Origin of the sequence: Chryseobacterium phocaeense (assembly GCF_900169075.1) — a bacterium.
GTDB lineage: Bacteria > Bacteroidota > Bacteroidia > Flavobacteriales > Weeksellaceae > Chryseobacterium > Chryseobacterium phocaeense.
This window is the reverse complement of the sequence record NZ_LT827013.1, coordinates 217,554-240,723: the sequence shown is the minus strand read 5'-3', so window position 1 is coordinate 240,723 and position 23,170 is coordinate 217,554. Positions and strand designations below refer to the sequence as shown.

General features: G+C 40.5%; 15 protein-coding genes, 8 tRNA genes and 1 pseudogene. 3 read left to right on the top strand and 21 right to left on the bottom strand.

Annotation, left to right across the window (positions count from 1 at the left end):
* Positions 1-2 precede the first annotated feature (2 nt).
* The 6 genes from B7E04_RS01030 to tuf form a co-directional block, all read right to left on the bottom strand.
* Positions 3-650: a hypothetical protein gene (locus B7E04_RS01030; protein ID WP_080776733.1), complete on the bottom strand. Its 648-nt coding sequence runs from the start codon at positions 648-650 to the stop codon at positions 3-5.
* 13 nt (positions 651-663) lie between these two features.
* Positions 664-1,278: a hypothetical protein gene (locus B7E04_RS01025; RefSeq protein WP_080776732.1), complete on the bottom strand. Its 615-nt coding sequence runs from the start codon at positions 1,276-1,278 to the stop codon at positions 664-666.
* A gap of 359 nt (positions 1,279-1,637) precedes the next feature.
* Complete coding sequence (gene nusG, locus B7E04_RS01020; protein ID WP_062650150.1) at positions 1,638-2,180, bottom strand: transcription termination/antitermination protein NusG; 543 nt, start codon at positions 2,178-2,180, stop codon at positions 1,638-1,640.
* Between the two features lie 18 nt (positions 2,181-2,198).
* Positions 2,199-2,405 (bottom strand): preprotein translocase subunit SecE, encoded by a 207-nt coding sequence (gene secE / locus B7E04_RS01015; protein WP_034723808.1) that lies wholly within the window; start codon positions 2,403-2,405, stop codon positions 2,199-2,201.
* 12 nt (positions 2,406-2,417) lie between these two features.
* Positions 2,418-2,488, bottom strand: a tRNA-Trp gene (locus B7E04_RS01010).
* A gap of 53 nt (positions 2,489-2,541) precedes the next feature.
* Positions 2,542-3,747, bottom strand: a complete 1,206-nt coding sequence (gene tuf / locus B7E04_RS01005) for an elongation factor Tu (RefSeq protein ID WP_072955499.1) — start codon at positions 3,745-3,747, stop codon at positions 2,542-2,544.
* 340 nt (positions 3,748-4,087) lie between these two features.
* Here tuf and B7E04_RS01000 point away from each other — a divergent pair, with 340 nt between their 5' ends.
* Entirely contained in the window at positions 4,088-5,587 is a 1,500-nt protein-coding gene (locus tag B7E04_RS01000) for a DUF4394 domain-containing protein (RefSeq protein ID WP_080776731.1), read from the top strand.
* A gap of 85 nt (positions 5,588-5,672) precedes the next feature.
* Here the strand turns inward: B7E04_RS01000 and B7E04_RS00995 are convergent, their stop codons facing one another.
* From B7E04_RS00995 to rpsU, 15 genes are all read right to left on the bottom strand, one after another.
* The gene (locus B7E04_RS00995; RefSeq protein WP_080776730.1) at positions 5,673-8,771 is read right to left on the bottom strand and encodes an efflux RND transporter permease subunit; all 3,099 of its coding nucleotides are present in this window, start codon (positions 8,769-8,771) and stop codon (positions 5,673-5,675) included.
* Between the two features lie 183 nt (positions 8,772-8,954).
* Positions 8,955-10,040 carry an efflux RND transporter periplasmic adaptor subunit gene (locus tag B7E04_RS00990; protein WP_080776729.1) on the bottom strand — a complete coding sequence of 362 codons (1,086 nt, stop codon included), beginning with the start codon at positions 10,038-10,040 and terminating at the stop codon, positions 8,955-8,957.
* A 3-nt stretch (positions 10,041-10,043) separates the two neighbouring features.
* Positions 10,044-11,285: a TolC family protein gene (locus B7E04_RS00985; protein WP_080776728.1), complete on the bottom strand. Its 1,242-nt coding sequence runs from the start codon at positions 11,283-11,285 to the stop codon at positions 10,044-10,046.
* Between the two features lie 274 nt (positions 11,286-11,559).
* A complete protein-coding gene (locus B7E04_RS00980) occupies positions 11,560-12,924 on the bottom strand; it encodes an ATP-binding protein (protein WP_080776727.1) in 1,365 nt (454 codons plus the stop codon).
* Positions 12,925-13,605 (bottom strand): response regulator transcription factor, encoded by a 681-nt coding sequence (locus tag B7E04_RS00975; protein ID WP_062650161.1) that lies wholly within the window; start codon positions 13,603-13,605, stop codon positions 12,925-12,927. It abuts the gene before it with no gap.
* Between the two features lie 509 nt (positions 13,606-14,114).
* A tRNA-Thr gene (locus B7E04_RS00970) sits at positions 14,115-14,186 on the bottom strand.
* Positions 14,187-14,228: 42 nt separating this feature from the next.
* Positions 14,229-14,301 (bottom strand) — tRNA-Gly (locus tag B7E04_RS00965).
* Between the two features lie 85 nt (positions 14,302-14,386).
* A tRNA-Tyr gene (locus B7E04_RS00960) sits at positions 14,387-14,467 on the bottom strand.
* Between the two features lie 20 nt (positions 14,468-14,487).
* Positions 14,488-14,561 (bottom strand) — tRNA-Thr (locus B7E04_RS00955).
* Positions 14,562-14,659: 98 nt separating this feature from the next.
* Positions 14,660-14,732, bottom strand: a tRNA-Gly gene (locus B7E04_RS00950).
* Positions 14,733-14,817: 85 nt separating this feature from the next.
* Positions 14,818-14,898, bottom strand: a tRNA-Tyr gene (locus B7E04_RS00945).
* A gap of 19 nt (positions 14,899-14,917) precedes the next feature.
* A tRNA-Thr gene (locus B7E04_RS00940) sits at positions 14,918-14,991 on the bottom strand.
* 108 nt (positions 14,992-15,099) lie between these two features.
* A complete protein-coding gene (locus tag B7E04_RS00935; protein ID WP_062650163.1) occupies positions 15,100-15,390 on the bottom strand; it encodes an HPF/RaiA family ribosome-associated protein in 291 nt (96 codons plus the stop codon).
* A complete protein-coding gene (locus B7E04_RS00930) occupies positions 15,387-16,274 on the bottom strand; it encodes a tyrosine-type recombinase/integrase (RefSeq protein WP_080776726.1) in 888 nt (295 codons plus the stop codon). Before B7E04_RS00930 ends, B7E04_RS00935 begins: the two co-directional genes overlap by 4 nt.
* 81 nt (positions 16,275-16,355) lie before the next feature.
* Entirely contained in the window at positions 16,356-16,553 is a 198-nt protein-coding gene (gene rpsU / locus B7E04_RS00925; RefSeq protein WP_048508460.1) for a 30S ribosomal protein S21, read from the bottom strand.
* Between the two features lie 384 nt (positions 16,554-16,937).
* Here rpsU and B7E04_RS00920 point away from each other — a divergent pair, with 384 nt between their 5' ends.
* A complete protein-coding gene (locus tag B7E04_RS00920) occupies positions 16,938-20,081 on the top strand; it encodes a T9SS type B sorting domain-containing protein (protein ID WP_165439389.1) in 3,144 nt (1,047 codons plus the stop codon).
* Positions 20,082-20,338: 257 nt separating this feature from the next.
* Positions 20,339-23,170: pseudogene (locus B7E04_RS00915) on the top strand (hypothetical protein); the annotation flags it as partial.

Genomic DNA, 23,170 nt, shown 5'->3' with positions numbered 1-23,170 from the left:
CATTATTGAAGGCCTAACGGCGTGTTGGTTGAAACTCCTGAGTATACCGGTGAAGCAGATGCGGAAACAGATCCGTTGAATGTTCCCCAGTCTTTCACCAAAGATCTTTCAAATACATTCAGCGTCAGCGTCCAGGTTCCGTTTGCGGAAGACACGGTTCCTGCTCCTTTAAAACTTAGATTAACCGCATGGTATGTTTTTCCCCCATTTGTTACCTGGGTTACTTCAGTAGAATAAGCTCCAAAGGATTTAGGAGTGGTAGCGGTGTTTACTGCAGAAACAGCATCCGAAAAAACAGCACCCGTGATTGCCACTACATATTTGCTGGTTTCAAGGCCAGTATTCAGATTAATCACTTCATCCTGGCTTACATTTTTGAGAATAAGCTTGTAGGTATTGACAGGTGCTACATTTCTAAGCGAGATGTCCAGCATTTTGATTTTTCCTACCGGATTGGTATCCTTTGAACGGGTTAAAAGAAAATAATTTCCTTTTGCTGATGAATTCACCGTATCTACCAGATATGATTCTACTAATATTTCGCCGGCTACATCTAAAGTTCCCTGAGGATTGGCTGTATTTATTCCCACCTGAGCATTTGTAGCAAAAAAGGTTCCTGCCACCAGGAATAATGTGGTCATTTTTTTCATTATGTAATGTTTTTTATTGAATTAACGGAGCGGTGGCTGCACCGGTAGAAGCTCCCAGATTCTGTGTTGTATTTACTTCTTTAGCATAAGCTTTGTCGAAAACCAAAAGATTAAGTGTCCAGACTCCCGTTGGAAAAGAATTGTCCGGGGCAAAACCCTGGTAATCTGCTTTAAGTTTCCACGTCCCCCCTGAAGAATAGGCAAAAATCTGTGGTACAGGTGTCAGCCAGTCTGCAGAATAAGTTCTTACGGCCTGTGTAAATCCGAATGAGGAGATCACCACAAGAAATTTACTGGAATTGATTTTGGTGTCAAACTGATTTACCCAGTCTTTATCCGAAGGGTCACAGGTGATTTTAAACTGAATGAGATTGATAGGTGCCGGAGAATTCGGGACAAAAGAATCATTGTACGCCGTGATTTTATTTTCCGGAGCCGGAGATTTGATGACAAACGTGTAATTTTCATCAGCTCCCAATTTCTCCAAAGGCTTTTTGAAAATCATTCCTGATGTTTTCATGGTTCCATTCACGGATAAATCTTTCTCGGGTTTTGTAGTATTTATCCCCACCTGCGCATTTGTACCTGCAGCACTTAATAAAAGTACCATCGAAATAATTCTGATCATTAAACTTATGTTTTTGTGTGTTTATTCATTGAGTTTCCCCTTCGGCCTTCTGCTATAACCAGACAGAAGCGCTATACTATTACAACGCATAGTATATACTGAAAAAGGGTAAAACTTTTTGGATTGGCTAGTAATTTGCAATAAGCATGCCAAATGAAAATAAATTAAAAAATAAATACTTATTAAAGTGAAAATATATTAAATAATCACAATTACATACAAATTGAACAAAATAAAAAGCAATAAATACATAATATCCAACAAAACTTTCTTCTATACTGTTTTATAATAATCTGTTGTACCCAACAAAAAAAAGACCGCTGAAACAGCAGTCTTTTATATATTGTATAAAGTATGATTTATACTTTTTCCACTTGCATATAGCTAAGCTCCATTGGAGTTTTTCTACCGAAGATCAATACAGAAACTTCAATTTTCTTTTTGTCTTCAAGAATCTTTTCTACAGTTCCGTTGAATCCATTGAAAGGTCCGTCTATTACTTTAACGTTTTCACCTACAATATATGGGATTTCAACATCACTGGCAAATTCTGAAAGTTCATCCATTCTTCCCAGCATTCTGTTTACTTCAGATTTTCTCATCGGAACAGGATCTCCTCCTTTGGTTAAACTTAAGAAGGATATTACCCCCGGAATGTTTTTAATAACGTGAGGAATTTCTCCCATCAGATCAGCTTCGATCATTAAGTATCCAGGATAGTAAGGCTTCTCTTTAGGAACTTTTTTTCCATTTCTGATCTGAATAACCTTTTCCATAGGAATAACCACTTGAGTAACGTACTGTTCAAACCCTAAACGTTTGATTTCCGTCTCAATATAGTTTTTCACTTTATTTTCCTGTCCGCTGATTGCTTTCAGCACATACCATTTCAATTCGCTCATTATGGGAAAACACTTTTTTTAGTTGAACACGTTAATTAGCATTCCTATTATGTTGCTGATTGCTTTTGAAAACAATTCATCAACTCCAAAGGTAAATAATGCCAAAATCACTGTAGCAATAGTTACTACAATAGTAGAGGACTGAAGATCAGACCACTTTGGCCATTCAACTTTATGTCTGAATTCGTTATAAGAACCTTTTAAAAAATCGACAAATGAACTCATAATTTATATTTGCACGGGCACAAGGACTCGAACCCTGATCAACGGTTTTGGAGACCGGTATCCTACCATTGGACGATGCCCGTAGATAAAAGCTTCCGAGAGTTTCCTAACGGAAGCTTTATTTATTTTAAGATGATTAGTCTAGAATTTCAGTAACCTGACCAGATCCAACTGTTCTACCTCCTTCTCTGATCGCGAATCTAAGACCCTCGTTAAGAGCGATTGGCTGTAACAATTCTACAGTGATCTCTAAGTTATCACCAGGCATTACCATTTCTACACCTTCTGGTAAGAAGATCTCACCTGTAACGTCAGTAGTTCTTACGTAGAACTGAGGACGGTACTTGTTGTGGAATGGAGTGTGACGTCCACCTTCTTCCTTAGAAAGGATATAAACAGATGCTTTGAATTTTTTGTGTGGCTTCACAGAATCTTTCTTAGCGATAACCATACCTCTCTTGATGTCAGTTTTTTCAATACCTCTCAACAATAGACCTACGTTATCACCAGCTTCACCTCTGTCTAGGATTTTTCTGAACATCTCAACCCCTGTAATTGTAGAAGTTAATTTTTCATCACCCATACCTACGATATCAACTGGGTCACCAGTGTTGATAATACCAGCTTCGATTCTACCAGTTGCTACAGTACCTCTACCTGTAATAGAGAATACGTCTTCAATTGGCATCAAGAATGGCTTATCTGTATCTCTTGTTGGCTCTTCGATCCACTCGTCAACAGCATCCATCAATTGCTCAACAGTTTTGAACCACTTGTCATCAGAATTACCTTCTGTAGCAGCAGTAAGAGCACCAAGAGCAGAACCTTGGATTACTGGAGAGTTATCTCCGTCAAACTCGTAAGTAGATAATAGATCTCTAAGTTCCATTTCAACAAGCTCTAAAAGCTCAGCATCGTCTACCATGTCAACTTTGTTCATGAAAACAACGATTCTAGGTACGTTTACCTGACGGCAAAGTAGGATATGTTCTCTAGTCTGAGGCATTGGACCATCAGTTGCAGCACATACTACGATAGCTCCATCCATCTGAGCAGCACCAGTTACCATGTTCTTAACATAGTCGGCGTGACCTGGACAGTCAACGTGAGCATAGTGTCTTTTTTCAGTTTCGTACTCGATGTGAGCAGTATTGATAGTGATCCCTCTTTCTTTTTCTTCTGGAGCAGAGTCAATCGCAGAGAAGTCTTTTTTCTCAGCAAGACCTTTGCTAGCTAATACAGCAGAAATAGCAGCTGTAAGAGTAGTTTTACCATGGTCAACGTGACCAATAGTACCAATGTTCAAGTGTGGTTTGTTACGATTAAACGTTTCCTTTGCCATGATTTAAAATTATTTATTTATTGTTTTTCAAATTTTCGGTGTGCAAATATAATGATTTTTTAAATACCAAAACCTTTTTCTTTAAAAAAGTTTCAATATTCAAATCAATGAAGCACAAACCTTATATTTCAATGTATTGAGACTGCAAATTTACACAAATTTCCGGATTGAAAAAAATGATCACTGCGTTTTTGCTCCAAATGATAAAATCTGTCATTATATGTAATTAATTCTGAATGGTATAGAACCTTAAAATATTTTTTTTCAAAAAAAAACGAAAGTATAAAAACCGCTTCATCTCTCTTCTCGTACATACTGTAAACCATTAAAAATTATTATTATGAGAACAGTATTTTCCTTTTTTATGGTATTAATCACCATAACCGCATTTGTTTCGTGCAGCGATTCTGATGATAACATGATACCTGATCAAAATGTAACCGGACCGGATGTAATGGCCTATGGGCTCTCCTCTATGAACGAACTGGTTGCATTCAATGCCAATAATCCCAAAACATTTGCTTCCAAAACAACGATAACAGGAATTCCGTCAGGTGAAAAATTAATGAGCATCGACTTCAGACCCGCCACCGGCGAATTATATGCCCTATCCAACGCCAGCAAATTATACATCATTAATACAGCTAATGCTTCTGCAAGAATGGTGAGCGCTACCGCCTTCAGTCCCGGGATTTCCGGAACCATCGCTTCTATTGATTTTAATCCAACGGTTGACAGGATACGCCTGGTAAGTAATTCAGGGCAAAATTTAAGACTCCATCCTGAAACAGGGGCTTTGGCAGCCACAGACATCAATATTTCAGGAGCGGGAACTGTGAGCATCACCGGGGTGGCATACACCAACAGCAAAGCAGGCGCCTCTTCTACGGTATTGTATGATATTGATGCGTCTTCCGGAAAATTATTCAAGCAGGATCCTCCCAATAACGGAACTCTCGTAGAAATAGGAAACCTTGGTGCCTCTTCTTCAGGACAAGCCGCCTTCGATATTAAATATGACAATACGACCGCTCTGGTGGCTTTAAATGAAAAACTCCACACCCTGGATCTGAATAACGGAAAAGCCACTTTTATAGGATCCCTTCCCCAGCCGGTGATCGACCTGGCGATCCCTACTGAAGCTGTAGCATACGCTATTGACAACTCGAATAACCTTCAGATATTTAATCCAAACAATCCGATGCCTGTTTCAAAAACAGTAGCAGGACTCCAAAGCGGGGAAAATATCCTGGGCATAGATTTCCGTCCTGCCAACGGGCAATTGTATGCTTTGGGAAGTTCAAGCAGAATCTATACACTCAATTTAGGAACGGGCACAGCTACAGCTGTAGGCACTTCTCCTTTCGCTACTTTACTGGCAGGAACAGACTTTGGCTTTGATTTTAATCCTGCTGTTGATAAAATACGGGTAGTGAGCAACACAGGGCAAAATCTTCGTTTAGATCCTGTAACAGGAGGACTTACAGCATCTGATATGGCCATTAATCCGGTTACCGCTATGTTAAGTGCCGCAGCTTACACCAATAATTTTGCAGGAGCTACCACCACAACCCTTTTTGTTATTGATCACAATACGGATAAACTCTACCAGCAAAATCCGCCCAATAATGGAACATTAGTAGAGACGGGCTCACTGGGAATCAATATAACCAATACTAACGGTTTTGATATAGGAAGCATGAGCCAGAAAGCTTATCTGATGGCAATGGTAGGTACCTCAACAAAATTATATACAGTAAATACAACCACCGGAGCTGCCACCTCAGTTTCAGATTACCCCAATCCGGTAAAAGCTTTTGCAGTAGGACCAGGATTTTAAAAAGACTCATAATAATTATTTCGATACGAAGAAGCGCAGAGAACGGTGTTCCCTGCGCTTCGGTTAATATAGAATAGAAGAAATATTAAATCTGCTGAGACTTTTTCGTCCTGTTGAAGATCCAGAAAATAATAGGGAAAATAAGCAGCGTCAGTACGGTTGCGGTAAACAATCCTCCAATAATGACAATAGCCAGAGGTTTTTGAGATTCCGAACCGATTCCTGTGGATAACGCAGCAGGCATTAATCCTATGGAGGCCATCAATGCGGTCATAATTACAGGGCGTGTTCTGGATTTAACCCCGTTTAATATAGCCTCATCCAGGCTTAAACCGTTTTTAACATTCTGATGGAATTCCGTGATAAGGATCACCCCGTTCTGAATACATATCCCGAGCAATGCAATCATTCCCACCCCTGCGGAAATCCCAAAATTCATTCCGGTAAGATGAAGGGCAATAATTCCCCCGATCAATGCAAAAGGTACATTGGCCAATACCAGTAAGGAATCTTTCATGTTTCCAAAAAGAATGAACAACAGGAAGAAAATCCCCAGAATACTGACCGGAACTACCTGAGCCAGTCTGTGGGAGGCCCGTTGCTGGTTTTCGAACTGACCTGTCCAGCCAATGGAATAACCATCCGGAAGCTCAATATTCGCTACTTTTTTCTGCGCATCGGCGATGGTACTTCCCAAATCCCTGTCACGGATCGAGAATTTAACCCCAATATATCTTTTAATATCATCCCTGTAAATAAAGGCTGCTCCGTTATCTTTTACAATGCTGCTGATCTCTTTCAGCGGGATTTTTGTGCCGTCCTGGGTAGGAACCATCAGTGAAGCGATGTCATTTTCATCCTTCCTGTATTCCTGAGAATAGCGGAGACGGATCGGGAATTTTCTTTCCCCGTCAAACATTTCTGATGCCGTTTTGCCTCCGAAAGCCATTTCCAGTACAGATTGGGCATCATCCGGCATCACTCCGTACGCCGCCATTTTATCACGGTCCAGCACTACGCTTACTTCCGGCTGACCAATATTTTTAATAATCCCGGGATCTTTTACGCCATCCACATTTTTGATCTGTTTTAAAACCTCTTCAGCCAATTTATCCAGCGTTTCCAGATTATCACCATAGATTTTAATTCCGTTTTCCGCTTTGAAACCGGCTACCGCTTCCGCTACGTTATCTGAGATCGGCTGGGAATAATTAAATGTAATTCCCTGATAGCTTCTTAATTTTTTATCAATCTCCTCAATCAGGTCTTCGTAACTGATGCTGCGTTTCCAGTCTTCTTTTGGTTTAAGGTTAACGGCAAACTGCACAAATCCGAAACCGTTGGGATCTGTTCCGTCATTACTTCGACCTGTCTGGGCAAGAACATCGGTCACCTCAGGAAAACTCATAATGTCTTTTTTTAAAAGATCAGCGGTTTTCAAAGACTCTTTTAATGAAGAGCTCATCGGCATTTCTGCAGTGATCCAGAGTGAACCTTCATTGAGCTGCGGAAGGAATTCCGTTCCCAGGAACTTCCCTGAGAATAAGGTGACTGCCATAAAAGATACGGCAACAATTAAACTCATTTTTTTGTGCTTAAAAGTATAGTTGAAGCCTTTCAGTACAATTCTGTCCCAGAAATTAACGAATGGATTATTTTTTTCTTTTACATTTTTATTCAAAAGGATATGGGAAAGTACAGGAACCAAAGTGAGTGTGAATATCAATGCTCCTACCAGTGCAAATCCTAAAGTAAATGCGAGAGGCGAGAACATTTTTCCTTCCACTTTCTGAAATGAGAAAATAGGAATTAGTGAAGTAATGATGATCAGCTTTGAAAAGAAGATGGCTTTTCCCAAACCGGTTCCTGTCTGCTTGATCCAGCCTCCTTTGGCCAGTTTGTTGAATTTTTCTGTTCCGTATTTCAGTGCTTTATGATCGAGCATCACAAAGAGGCCTTCTACCATGACGACGGCACCGTCAATAATAATCCCGAAATCTACCGCACCCAGTGAAAGCAGGTTGGCACTCATTCCGGCCAGCTTTAAACATAAAAATGCAAACAGCAGGGACAACGGAATAATAATGGAAACAATAAACGTGGTTCGCCAGTCCGCCATAAAGATGAGCACAATTACTGTTACGAGGATAATTCCTTCGATCAGGTTATGCATCACCGTGTGCGTGGTAAAATCCATCAGGTTGTCGCGGTCATAGAATGTGACCATTTTGACATCTTTCGGCAGGATCTTTTCGTTCAGCTCTTTGATCTTAGCTTTCACCCCAACCAGAACTTCCCGCGGATTTTCTCCTTTTCTCATCACCACAATTCCTTCTACGGTATCCTCATGCTTATTAAGACCTGCCTGCCCTACTCTTGGCATGGAGCTTTCGTGAACATCTGCCACATATTTCACCAGCACTGGGTTTCCACTGTCATTCTGAATGGTGATATTTCCGATATCCGCAACGGATTTTACAAGACCGATTCCACGAACCACATAAGCCTGTCCGTTTTTTTCGATCACATCTCCCCCTACATTTAAATTACTCTTGGTAACTGCATCATACACCTGCAGCGGGGTAAGATTATATTTATCCAAAGCCCTTGGATCAATACTTAACTCAAAAACTTTATCCTGTCCTCCGAAAACATTGATATCCGCGACACCCGGAACGCCTCTCAGGGCACGGTCTATCACCCAGTTCTGCAGGGTCAGCAGTTCCCGTGAATCTTTTGTCTTACTTTCCAGTGTATATCTGAAAATTTCCCCGGTAGGCCCGTAGGGTGGCTGAACTTCCGGATCCACCTCATCAGGAAGGCTTACGGTTCTTAATTGGTTATTGACCTGATTTCTGGCAAAAGTATCATCCACCCCGTCGTCAAAAAGAATTTTAACAATGGAGAGTCCAAACATGGTGGTACTTCTCACACTGGTTTTCTTCTGAACCGGGCTCATGGCCAATTCGATGGGAGTTGTCACAAAACGTTCCACTTCTTCTGCACTCCGCCCATTCCATTGGGTAATAATAACGATCTGGGTGTTGGTAACATCCGGGAAAGCTTCAATAGGCATATTTTTGAAACTGATGAAACCCGCAATGGCTAAAATAGCAACCCAGATAAAGGTAAATGCTTTATTTTTTAAGGAAAAAGCAATTATATTTTTAATGAATTTATTCATGATGGAGCAATTGGTGACCTAAAAAAGCCGTTGAAAGTATTTTTAGAAATATATTTAGAACATTTAAACTTTAATAGTTTTAAACCATTAAGCCTGTTTAAGTAATTAAGAATATTAAGTGATCCGCAAGCAGATTTTGATAAAGCTGAATGCTTAATTATTCTTATTGATTTGTAATAAAATTTAGCTGTTCAGGGAACGGTAAATCAGCAACTGGTTATTCGTGATGACCTCTTCACCTTCGGACAGGCCGCCTGCAACGTAAGTAATATCTCCCACCTGCTTCAGGATTTTTATTTCTTTGATTTTGATATCTGTTCTGGATTTAAATACCACTACAAAACTTCTGTTGTCATCAAAAATCACGGCTTTTGATGGCACTGTCAATGCTTTATTATTCTCTGAGCTGGATACTTTGATAGTCGCTTTACTTTCAGGAATTAAAAGGCCGTTGGTATTGTCCAGTACTACCCTCGCCTGCATTGAATTGGTTTCCGGATCGATGATTTTAAATATTTTATCAATTCTACCGTCGAAAACTTTATCAGGATAAGAAAGAGTGGAAACCTGGGCTTTCATTCCCAGGCTTATCTTTTCAATATCAGATTCATTCACATTCATAATCGCCCAGACGTTGGTGGTATTGGCCACATCGAAAATATTTTCACTTCTGTCACTTCTCAGCTGCATATCCTTATTGATATTTTTCTGAACAATATATCCGCTGATAGGTGCTACCACACTGTAAATATTTCCTTTCTTTACATTATATACCGTACTTACCGCGGAGGCTCTCTGCATTTGGTCCTGGGCTTTTTGCAGTACACTTCTGGCTTCAAGAACTTCTCTTTCGGTATTCAGCTTTCCTTCATACATTTCTTTTGCCACACGAAGATTATTCTGGGCCACCACAAGGTCCGTTCTGGCATCGCTTACATCCTTCTGAACTTCGGCAAGCTCCGTACTTCTTATGGTCGCCAGCACCTGTCCTTTTTTCACATAATCTCCCAATTCGGCATTTACACTTAAAACATTTCCGCCTACCAAAGGATATACATCGATATAGCTGTTTTTATCGGCAGATATTTTCCCATAAAAGCTGTATTGATCTTCTATATTCTTTTTCTCAACTTTGGCTAAAGAAATTGAGCTCAGCATGGTATTGCTCAGTTCAAAGCCTTTTTTTGCCTGTGGCGCCTTTTCTTCCTCTTTTTTCGTACATGATAATAAGGATAAGGCGATCAGTACAGGGATCAGATATTTTTTCATTGTTTAATAGAAGATTTTCGTTTGTATGAGTTGGTTAAGTTGTTCTGCAGACTGCATGATATCATTTTTCATATCATAAATCTGAAGCGCCGTCTGCCGGTAGCTGTCCATGAAATCTGTAAATTCAATAAGGCTGATATTTCCTTTTCTGAAATTTTTCAGCATTCCGTCATATACCAGTTCCATATTACCGAGGTCGGTAGTTTTGATTTCTGCCAGCTGGTCATATTGCCCCTTCCATGTTTTATAGGCAGCCTGTACTTTGGTTTCAAGGTTCAGTTTCCGGTAGTCGGCATTTTTCTGATTCTGCTGAATGGCATAATTGGCTTTTTCCACATTTCCCTGATTGGCTTTCCATAATGGCAGGGGAATTCCCACCATCAGGTTCACTTCATTTTTAAAGGTTCCTCCATTCTGGTCCCAGCCCGCACCAACATTCAGATCGGGAACATTCAGGGATTTCTGCCACTGGGCGTATAATTTGCTGTTGTCTATCAGTTTCAGAAAATACAGGTAGTCTGAATTGTTTTCCAGCGCTTTTCTTTTCAATTCCTCTTCATCCCCGAAAGGCTGTGCCGCAAGAATTTCCTTCGCATCAATCTCGGAAAGCATCGGTTCAATTTCATCAGAAACGCCTGTGAGCACTTTTAAATTCTGCTCAAATTCAAGGATATTTTTGTTGATCCCAAGTTTGTCATTATTAAGCTGGATCACGAGACTCTGCAGCCTCACTTCATCTTTCAGAGAAACATTTCCTTTAGCAGACTGAACGCGGTAGGCGTTTAAAAGATCATTCATGTATCCCAGCTGCTTATTGGTATTATCCAGTTTCAGCTTCTCATAATACAAATTGAAGTAAGCCGCATGAAGCTGGGTTCTCAGATCTACCAGAAGCTGTGAAAACTGGAGCTGGGCCAGTTCTTTATTTGATTTTGCAAAAGCAATTTCATTTTTCTTTTTCCCACCCATATAAATCAGCTGGGTGATTTCCGCTCCTTTGGCATGCCCAATATCAAAGGCTTTTTTACCCTCGGGATTGTAGGCGTTGATCTGGCCGCTCAGCTGTGGAAGTTCCCATATCCTGGCCTGCAGTATATCCGCATCTGCCATATTGATGTTGTATTGTTCTGCAAGAAGCTGAAGATTGTTTTTCTGAAAAGCCTCTTCACAGTCCGAAAGGGACATCTGCTGCTGTCCTGCCATGAATGATGAGATGGCAATAAACAGCCCCGCAATTTTGTTCATTCTATCTTTTTTATGGAACAAAATTCCCGCTCTGCGATTAAAATGCCCTTAAAGGAGCCTTAAAAAAAAATTAAATTTGGATTTAAATCGTTAAGAATGCTGAACAATCAGGATGTTTTTGGGTAATTTTTAAGAAGATAAATGTAATTTTTTTATCGCAAGGATAAACGAAGATCTTTTACTGAATGATTTTTTAAGGCAGACAAAGGCGCTTCGCTTATTTTCGAAATACAGGGGAATTAATGTAAAAGGATACACTGCTTGGTTATCAGGATTACTTATTGAAAACGACGCTGAATTTATTGGTATTTTCAGAAGGAGCTGAATACATAATATCCGCTCCGTGGTATTCAAGGATTCTCTTCACAATACGAAGCCCCAGGCCTGAGCCGGAAATATTCTGGGAATTGTTTCCTCTCATAAACGCTTCGAATAATTTAGGCTGCTCTTCCACAGGAATGGTACTTCCGTGAGAGGTAACATCAACGGTTACGTAATGGCTGGTTTCTGTGATCAGAATGTTCACTTCCGTATCATCGGAATAAACTGCTGCATTTTTAAGCAGATTAATAAAGACAATCACGAGCAATGACTGGATCCCACTGATGGTTAAAAGGCCGTTTTCCGAGGTATCTTCCGAGATCAGGAAATCCATTTTAAGGGAAGGGTAGCTTTTTTCCACTGCTTCGAATGCTTCGAAAATAACTTCATCAATCCTTACTTCCTCGTAGATGCTCTGGATATTCTCTTTATCGAATTTGGTCAGCAGCAAAAGTGAATTGGTAAGATCCGACAACTGGTACACATCGCGCTGGATCTGCTTCAGGGAAGTCAGGGTTTCGGGAGAATGATCTTCAAATTTAATCAGGTTTTCCAGCTGGAATGCCATTCTGGTAATGGGTGTTCTTATCTCGTGGGAAGCACTGGCTGTGAAATCTTTCTGCGACTGGAAGACATCATTCAGCCGTGCAATCATCGTGTTGAATGATTTCGCGAGAACATTAATCTCGTCATCGGATTGCTGAACGGGAATCTGTGTGGTAAGCTTATGAGCCGTAACCTCGGAAATTTCAGTATTCAGATCCTCCAGAGGACGCAGGAACCGTCCCATGAAATAGTAGCTGAAAAAGCCTATCAGAAGGGTACTCATTACATATGCCGTGATCAGCAGGTATTTCAGGTATTCCAATTTGGATTTTCCGTTGGTATCAAAAGCGCTGGTAAGGATATAATAATTTTCACCATTGATTTTCCTGAGGGCCGCATAGATTTCCGGAACCGTTTTTTCGGTGTAGATGAGCTTTTTTTCATCCAGTTCTTTGAGAAGGGCATTGTCCCAGACTACATTTCTGTCTTTGATGGTACTGTAGATGAGTTCTTTATCTGCGTTGAAAATTAAGATCGTCTCATTAAGAAGGATATTATCTGAGTTTTCATTAAAAAATATAGGAGCCTCTTCTTCAAAATCCTTAGACCTGGAAATGAAGTGTGAAGTAAATTCAAGACGCTGCCTGAACCTTTCTTTGAACTCATCTCTTCTGAAATCATTAAAAGACAGATAGATCACGGCCATTACCATTGCAAAAAGCAGGGAAAAAGCGATACTGATCGTTAATGCTATCTTTCTTTTTAAGGACATTTATAATGGACTTAGGTAATACCCGAACCCTGAACGGGTGTGAATGAGTTTCAGTTTAAAATCTTTATCGATCTTTTTCCTCAAAAAGTTAATGTATACTTCAACCGTATTGGTATTCGTATTGAAGTTATGTTCCCATACGTGCTCTGTGATCTGCTGCTTGGAGACAGTTCTTCCCTGGGCTTCCGCAAGATATACCAGCAGCTGAAATTCTTTAAGGGTAAGGGCTATTTCATTTCCCGCCCGGTATACTTTCTGTTCCGTTTTGTTGATGATAAGATCATCTACCCTTATAATATCCTGATCAGAAGAGTCAGATGGTGTTTTTCTTCTCAACAGTGAATTGATGCGGAGAAGCAGTTCTTCAAACTGGAAAGGTTTCACCAGATAATCATCGGCAAGTCTTGTGAACGCATCTTTTTTGTCGGAGATATCCCCATAGGCCGAAATAATGATGATGGGTGTATTTTTATCGAAAGAACGAATGGTCTGGCAGACATCGAGCCCGTTTATTTTAGGAACATTGATGTCCAGCAGATACAGGTCATAGGTATTGTTTTTAATCTGGCGGAGAAAGGTTTCGCCGTCATAGATCTTATCACAGGTAAAGTTGTTTGATTCGAGGAACCGGCAGAGTTCCGCTGAAAGAATGAGGTCGTCTTCCAATAAAAGAATATTCATCAAAATCTTATTTTACACGAATTTAACAAAAAAATTATGTTTCTGTGTCATTCAGCAGATACCGGTGGTCAGATTTAATTAAATTTTAAGCTGTACATTTCTACAAACATCGATTTATAGTTGAATGAAAAGAAAATAATTGTTACCTCAGGTGTATTTGAGTAGTATCCATATGTTTTATTCTCACGCAGATTGGACAGATGAAGCAGATTTACAATTGGTGAATGTGAAAGCTGTAATCATATTCATCTGCAGAATCTGCTTAATCTAATATAAATATAATCTAAAGTGTCTTGAATAATCTCCATATATTTTATTCTCACGCTGATTATGCAGATTTGGCAGATTTAACAGCATAGAAATGCGAAAATGTTGTCATATTAATCTGCAGAATCTGCTTCATCTGCGAGAAACAAAAGAAGATAGCAAATCAATTGAATGATTTAAGGAAGTTATTTATTTGAATTAAGGGCAAAAAAAATCCCGAAGAAACTTCGGGAAATCTGGTGAGCCAACTACGGGACTTGAACCCGTGACCTCTTCCTTACCAAGGAAGCACTCTACCGCTGAGCTAAGTCGGCATTGAACCAAAAAAATCACACTGAGCAGCATGATTTTCTTTGAGCGGAAGACGGGGGTCGAACCCGCGACATTCAGCTTGGAAGGCTGACGCTCTACCAACTGAGCTACTTCCGCAATTTTGTTTCCAAAATTATTGGTAACGCTGTGCAAACTTAGGAAAAATCCTTTAAATGCACAAATTTTAATTTAATATAAAATGTGGGGAGAGCAGGATTCGAACCTACGAAGCCGAAGCAACTGAGTTACAGTCAGTCCCATTTAGCCACTCTGGAATCTCCCCTCATGTTTATATTAAAATTGAGCCTCCAGAGGGATTCGAACCCACGACCCCGAGATTACAAATCACGTGCTCTGGCCAACTGAGCTATGGAGGCAATTTTAAATTTTTAGTCTGAATGCTTTAGAGAAAAATCTACTCTATGCTTTTTCAGCAGTGAAAAAAAAATCACCCTCAAACAGAGTGATGTTTTTGAGCGGAAGACGGGGGTCGAACCCGCGACATTCAGCTTGGAAGGCTGACGCTCTACCAACTGAGCTACTTCCGCAATTTTGTTTCCAAAATTATTGGTAACGCTGTGCAAACTTAGGAAAAATCCTTTAAATACACAAGTTTTAATCTAATATAAAATGTGGGGAGAGCAGGATTCGAACCTACGAAGCCGAAGCAACTGAGTTACAGTCAGTCCCATTTAGCCACTCTGGAATCTCCCCTCATGTTTATATTAAAAAGAGCCTCCAGAGGGATTCGAACCCACGACCCCGAGATTACAAATCACGTGCTCTGGCCAACTGAGCTATGGAGGCAAATAAAAAAAGAATTCAAAAGATCGCTGTTCCCTTTTTGCGAGTGCAAATATAGAACGGATTTTTTGAATTCTCAAACTTTTCTATAACTTTTTTTGACTTTTTTTCCTAAGCCATTTCTTTTTTCTTGATTAATAGCTTTTTAGCAGTATCAACACATAGGTCCAGACTTTCTTCAAATGTTCCGGACGTTTTTTTCACAACGATATCGTCACCGGGAACGCCCAGAATAAGTTCGGCTGTTTTATTATTTTTATCCGAATTATTTTCAACTTTCAGGAACACCTTGCATTCATGAATCTTATCATAAAAGGTTTCCAATTTGCTTACTTTTTTGTCAATGTGTGATTCTAATGGTTCGTGTGGAGTTAAACCAATTGATTGAACTGTGATCTTCATAATTCTTCTTTTTTAGATGCCCGAGGATGAGCCTGATTAAACACTTTTTTCAATTGTTCAATATTGGCATTCGTGTAGACTTGAGTACTGGCAAGACTGGAATGCCCTAATATTTTTTTTACTTTGGAGATCTCCGCCCCATTATCCAGAACATGTGTAGCAAAGCTATGCCGCAGGATGTGAGGACTTCTTTTTTCTTTCGATGTTACAAGACTAAGGTACTTATTAACTACCACATAAACAAATTTTTCAGAGAGTTTTTTACCCTTTTTATTGACAAAAAAATATGATTTATATCCGGTCTCCGGTTTCCTTATTTCCAGATAACTTCTGAGTAGATCCGACAGGTCTTCAGAGATGGGAATAAATCTTTCTTTATTTCCCTTTCCTATTACCTTAAGTTCGTTTCCGCCTATATCAACATACTCAAACATCAGGCCACAAAGCTCTGCCTTACGGATTCCGGTCTGATATAAAACTTCAATAATGCATTTTTCCAGAAGATCATGCTGCTCTGAAAGAACACGTTCACTAAGGGTCTGCATTTCTTCCTGGGACATAGGAATCTGTTTTTCAGCGTAAAACTTAAGGGAGGGAATGCTTTCGGCGGGTGACACTTTGATTTCTCCTATTTTCAAAAGAAATAAATAAAAACTTCGCAGTGTTGATAGTTTTCTGTTGATGCTTCTTTTGGCGATATTATTTTCGCTCAGTTCCACGATGAAATTCCGGATTACTTTTTTATCTGCTTTGGAAATATCTTCGGAGCCTTCTGTTTTGGAATAGAAATGTAAAAAATCTTCAAGGTCTTTTTTGTAGCTTGTAATGGTATGAGGTGAGTACCTCTTTTCGAACTGTAAATATTCTAAATATTTATCCAACATCACTTAGGGTATAAAAACAAAAATTCACCTCTCAAATATACGAATATTTAAGAAGTGAATTATATGTGGGTTAAGAAAATCTTAAGCCTGCTCTTCCTTGCTAAGACCTCTTTGCTTGTGAGCTGCTTTAAGTCTAGCTTGTCTTAAAGTTACAGAAGGCTTGATAAATTGTTGTCTAGCTCTTAATTGACGAACTGTACCTGTTTTATCAAATTTTCTTTTATATTTTTTTAATGCTCTGTCGATGGATTCCCCATCTTTTACTGGAATTATTAACATATTTTACATCTCATTTTGGATTGCAAAGTTAACATTTTTTCATTAATCCACAAATTATATTATTTAAAAATATTTTTCATGCTATTATCTCCGTTTAATACATTACGAAACCATTAATATTCCACTTAAATTTAACACTAAACATTTATAATTTTAACTTAAATAACAATTTTATGTAAAATATAACCAACATTCTTTAAGATAAATTTATTTTAATTAGATTTGCAGCGATTTAAAATTCTAAAAACCAGACTGCTATGAAATCTCCGGGAAAAAATTCCAATATTTTCAGACCTTCTCTTTTTTCTGATGTATTCTTCCCGGTATTCCACCTCTATTAACACTAATTCAGCAGCGGTACATTGTCAAATACCTTCTTTCAATATGGTAAAAAAACTACTATTCCTCTTTTCATTCATTTTCTACGTAGGTCTTTCGGCTCAGGAAGACTGCAATTCTGCTATTACGGTATGCGGAAACTCCAATATCAATTACACGCCGTCTGGAATTGGAAATATCAACGAAAATGTTGGCGGATGTTTATCCGGAGAACATCATTCGGTATGGTATAAGTTCACCATTGCTACAAGTGGAACACTAACCTTTAACCTTGTTCCGACAGGGCCGGTAGATTATGACTGGGCTATCTACGGACCGAATGCGAGCTGCACCAATCTGGGGAGCCCTATACGGTGCAACGCATCAGGAAATCTTTCGAGCACGGGAATGAATATGACGAATACCAACACTTCGTCACCGGGAGGATTCAATGACCCTTACTGCCGCTATATGGACGTGGTTGCAGGACAAACCTATTATTTGTACCTGGACAATTGGTCGACAACGGTGTATACTTTTAATCTGACCTGGGGAGGAACCGCCACTTTTGTTTCGCCTTTCAATAATTCATCTTCGGCTCCGAATCCGTTTATCCCACCGGGAAGCCCGGGCCCGAATGCAAATTCACCACGGGAAATTCCTATCTGCGGCACCAGCACTGTCTTTGATTTCAGTACTTTATCTGCTGGAATATTAAACGGAAATCCCAATTTCACGGTTACTTATTTTAATACAGCCAATAATGCGGCAACGGGAACGAACCCTATTACAGCTCCTGCTACGGTAAACACGACTGATACTTATTATTATAGTATTAACTACCATGATCCGAACAGCTCAAGCAGCACGATTAATTCCTGTAAACAGACCAATGCAATCGTTTTTAAAAACAAAAGCATAACGGCTGCGATAACACCTTCAGCGACTGTTCTGTGTGCGGGAGGAAGCATTACCCTTACCTCCAACACTACTACAGGAAATACATGGTCTACGGGAGCCACTACACCGTCTATCACCGTAACAGCAGCGGGAACGTATACTTTAACGACCACCAACGGAACCTGCACCAGCGCTCCGGTTTCCACTATCATTACCCAGGACACTGATCCTGCAGTAAACATTACAGGAAATTTAGTTCTTTGCGAATCGACCAGCAGCCAACTTACCGCTTCTTCTACGGGAACAGGAAATACCTACACGTGGTCTACCGGTGCTACCGGAAACAGCATCCAGGTTTCAGCGCCGGGAACTTATACGGTTACGGTTAAAACACCTGCCAACTGTCAGTATACAAAATCTGTAACTGTAGTACAGGGCATTGTTCCGGTTGTTCAGAATTCAAGTTTAAGCCAATGTTCCAATACGGCAACTGCTATTTTTGACCTTACCTCATCGCAAACTGCCATCAGTACAACTGCTGCGATAAGTTTTGATTATTATGCCAATCAGGCAGATGCTATGGCAGGAAATGCAAATACCATTGCAAATCCAACAGCCTACAACTCGGGAAATGCTACAATATATGTCAGGGTAAAATCTGCGACCTGTTTTAAGGTTGTTGAATTACAGCTCTCAGTTACACAATTATCCGTCCCAACGATCAGTTCATCTTCTGCCACGATCTGCTATGGGGGAAGTGTTACTTTAACTTCAAGCAATGCAACAGGGAATATCTGGTCCACGGGCGCAACAACACAATCTATCACGATTACAGCTCCCGGAACTTATACTTTAACGGGTTCAAGCGGATTATGCTCAAGCACGCCAGCCTCCATTACTATTACAGCTGAAAACAATCCCAATGTACAGATTTCAGGAAACCTTACATTCTGTCAGGGATCTTCCACTACACTGATTGCCTCTTCGCAAGGAACAGGAAATACTTACACATGGTCTAATGGTGTGAATGGAGCAATCAATACAGTTAATGCCCTGGGAACTTATACAGTGACTGCCACTACTCCGTCAGGCTGCCAATATCAAAAGTCTGTAACCGTAGCAATGGATAATGCAATTATTGTAAATATTGCTCCACCTACACAGATCACCTGTAATAATTCTCAGGTTACACTCAATGCCACAGCTTCTGTATATCAACCCGGAGCTACTTTCCTCTGGACAGCTACCGGTGGAGGATTTATTGTTTCAGGAGCCAATACTTTGACCCCAACCGTGAATAATGGGGGAACCTATACCCTTACGATCACGAGTGCCACACCTTCCGGATGTACCGGACAGGCTTCGGTAACCGTCATAAAAAACATCACTCCGCCAACAATTACAGTTTCAGCACCTAAAACTTCGATCTGCCTTGGGGAATCTGTTATTCTTACTGCGAACGGAGCTGCTACGTATACCTGGACCGGACTTACAGGCAATGGAAATACCCAAATGGTTTCGCCTACCGCAACCACAACTTACACTGTAACGGGGACCGGAGCTAATGGATGCCCTGCCCAGACACCAGCAACCGTCACCATTAAAGTAGTCCCTGAAATAGTTTCCCCCTTACAGGATATTGAAATCTGTAAAGGAGATAAAGCGATCCTGGATGCCGGAGCCGGTCCTGATTATACTTATATATGGAGTACAGGAGCAACCACCCAAACCATTAGTGCAGAACTTGAAGGGACGTATTCAGTCATTATCAGCAACGGGGTATGCTCAAAAACATTTACTGCTACAGTAAAATATATTGTAACCCCACAAATCCTGGATATTATTTTTAAAGACCATACCCTTATCATCAATATAAAGAACAGCGGAAACCTTCCTGCAGAATATTCTATAGACGGCGGAGTCACCTGGCAGTCATCCCATATATTTACCAACGTGATGAGGAATACCCAATATCCTATTAAGATAAGGAACAGAGGTGCATTATGTGAAACAGATGCCACGTATTATACCTTCTTCATGTCCAACGTGATCACCCCGAACAGTGATGGTAAAAATGACGTGATTAATTTCAGCGAGATCAGTAAGTACGGGAATTTCCAGGGAAGCATTTTTGATAAATACGGAAAAAATATTTTTAAGATCAGCTCAAAAACTCCGATATGGGACGGAAAATACGTAGGGACTCCCCTTCCTTCCGACACCTATTGGTACAGATTATTCTGGGAAGATAAGATCACCAAAAAGCCGGTAGAAACCTCCGGATGGATCTTATTGAAAAACAGAGATTAACCATTTTCATCTGCCGGCAGGATTTTGCCGGCAGTTTTTTTATTTAACCCAAACAGCATTATGTGACAAAAACTGGAAATTAAATCTGATTAAAAACGTACACTGAAGAAAAAATTTACCCAAAACAAACACAATAGATAAAAATTTTAACACATATTTTCGTTTGTAATCAAAAACCAATCAATACACTAATTATCAATGAATTAAATCGGATTTTTTTTCAAAAAAAAATATTTTTGTGTCACAAAAAACACAACATGAAAAAAATAATACTTCTTTATGTTACCATATTGCTTTGTATATATAGTACATTATCCTCCCAAACCTACCAGCTTTCCGGTAATCCTGTCAATACAACAGGCTGGAGTCTCATCCCATCCGGTACGGTTAGCGGAGATTTTGTAAGACTTACTACTGATCAGATTTCTCAGGTAGGTGGCATTAAATTAGACACTCCTATTAATCTTAAGTATTGTGATAAATGGAGGGTAGAGTTTGATTTCAGAATTGATGGAGCCGGAACTTACGCTATGGGGGATGGCCTTGCGTTCTGGTACTTAGCGAATCCTCCAACTTCTTATACCAATGGATCCGGGCTCGGAATCCCACCATCTTCAACAGGACTAATGGTTGGCTTCGACATTTACAACAACTCCACTGACGGAAATATGAGCAAGGTCCATGTTTTATATGGCACAAATAACACGGCAGGTTCGAATATAGAATTCAACAATACGCCAGGAAGCACTTTTCATTCTCCTAATCTTAACGGCACCCAGCCTTTTACCGGGGCAAATTATAAACACGTTGAAGTAACCGGCGAAATAGATCCCAACAATATTGCCAACTGGATCATTAAAATCAGAATAAATAACACCCTCATCGTTAACCAAAGCTTTCAGCCTTCAGGAGCGGCTGTAGGAATGACACAGGGCTATTTTGGTTTTTCAGCTTCTACAGGAGCAGCCTCTGCAAGGCATTCCATTAAAAATGTTAAGATATATACTGATAAGGTACCTGTTTTGCAAAGTAACATTATCAAAAACTACTGCCCGGGAAATACAAGTGTAGATCTGACTTCTTTTAATTCTCAATTGGTGGCCAATCCAAGTAATTATACATTCACTTATTATATCCAGGGAAATTCAACACCAATTGCTAATCCGAATGCTTTTCAGTTGAATTCGAATACCACCATTCAGGTTGTTATAAAAGACACTTCATCCCTTTTATGCGATAATGCGGACAGCACCATACAGCTCAATATCACTCAGGTCCCGACCCCCACTATTACAAGTTCCTCCAATACTATTTGTTACGGAGGAAGTGTTACCCTTACATCAGGCAGCCCAACCGGCAACACCTGGTCTACAGGAGCTACCACACCGTCTATCACCGTAACAGCACCGGGAACCTATACCCTGACCAATACTGTTGGAACCTGTACAGGAAGCCCGGCATCGATTACTATTTCAGCTGAAAGTAATCCGGATGTACAGATATCGGGGAATTTAATACTTTGTGACCCGGCAAGCACACAACTTATTGCTTCTTCAACCGGAACCGGAAATACCTACACATGGTCTACGGGTGTAACCGGGAACAGCATTGCAGTTTCAACGCCGGGAACGTATACGGTTACGGTAAAAACACCGGCCAACTGCCTGTATACAAAATCTGTAACGGTGACGCAGGGAAATGTTCCTGCGGTTCAGAATTCAAGCTTAAGCCAATGTTCAAATACCGCAACAGCTGTTTTTGATCTTACCTCGGCACAATCCAATATCAGCACAACTGCAAATATCAGCTTTGATTATTATGTGAATCAGGTGGATGCTATGGCCGGAAACGGGAATACCATTGCGAATCCTGCTGCTTACAGCTCAGGAAATGCTATAATATATGTAAGGGTAAAATCTGCGACGTGTTTTAAAATTGCTCAGCTGCAATTGAATATCACACAATCTGCCTCCCCTACCATTACGGCATCTTCCACTACGATATGCTATGGGGGAAGTGTTACCCTTACATCGGGCAGCCCAACCGGCAACACATGGTCTACAGGAGCTACCACACCATCTATCACCGTAACAGCACCGGGAACATATACCCTGACCAATACTGTTGGAAGCTGTACAGGGAGCCCGGCATCGATTACTATTTCAGCAGAAAACAATCCGGATGTACAGATATCGGGGAATTTAATACTTTGTGACCCGGCAAGCACACAACTTACTGCTTCTTCAACCGGAACCGGCAATACCTACACATGGTCTACAGGTGCAACCGGGAACAGCATTGCAGTTTCAACGCCGGGAACGTATACGGTTACGGTGAAAACACCGGCCAACTGCCTGTATACAAAATCTGTAACGGTGACGCAGGGAAGTGTTCCTGCGGTTCAGAATTCAAGCTTAAGCCAATGTTCAAATACCGCAACCGCTGTTTTTGATCTTACCTCAGCACAATCCAATATCAGCACAACTGCAAATATCAGCTTTGATTATTATGTGAATCAGGCGGATGCTATGGCCGGAAACGGAAATACCATTGCGAATCCTGCTGCTTACAGCTCGGGAAGTGCTATAATATATGTCAGGGTAAAATCTGCGACGTGTTTTAAAATTGCCCAGCTGCAATTGAATATCACACAATCTGCCTCCCCTACCATTACGGCATCTTCCAATACGATATGTTATGGAGGAAGTGTTACCCTTACATCAGGCAGCCCAACCGGCAACACCTGGTCTACAGGAGCCACCACACCGTCTATCACCGTAACAGCGCCAGGAACCTATACCCTGACCAATACGGCTGGAAGCTGTACAGGAAGCCCGGCATCGATTACTATTTCAGCTGAAAGTAATCCGGATGTACAGATATCGGGGAATTTAATACTTTGTGACCCGGCAAGCACACAACTTATTGCTTCTTCAACCGGAACCGGAAATACCTACACATGGTCTACGGGTGTAACCGGGAACAGCATTGCAGTTTCAACGCCGGGAACGTATACGGTTACGGTAAAAACACCGGCCAACTGCCTGTATACAAAATCTGTAACGGTGACGCAGGGAAATGTTCCTGCG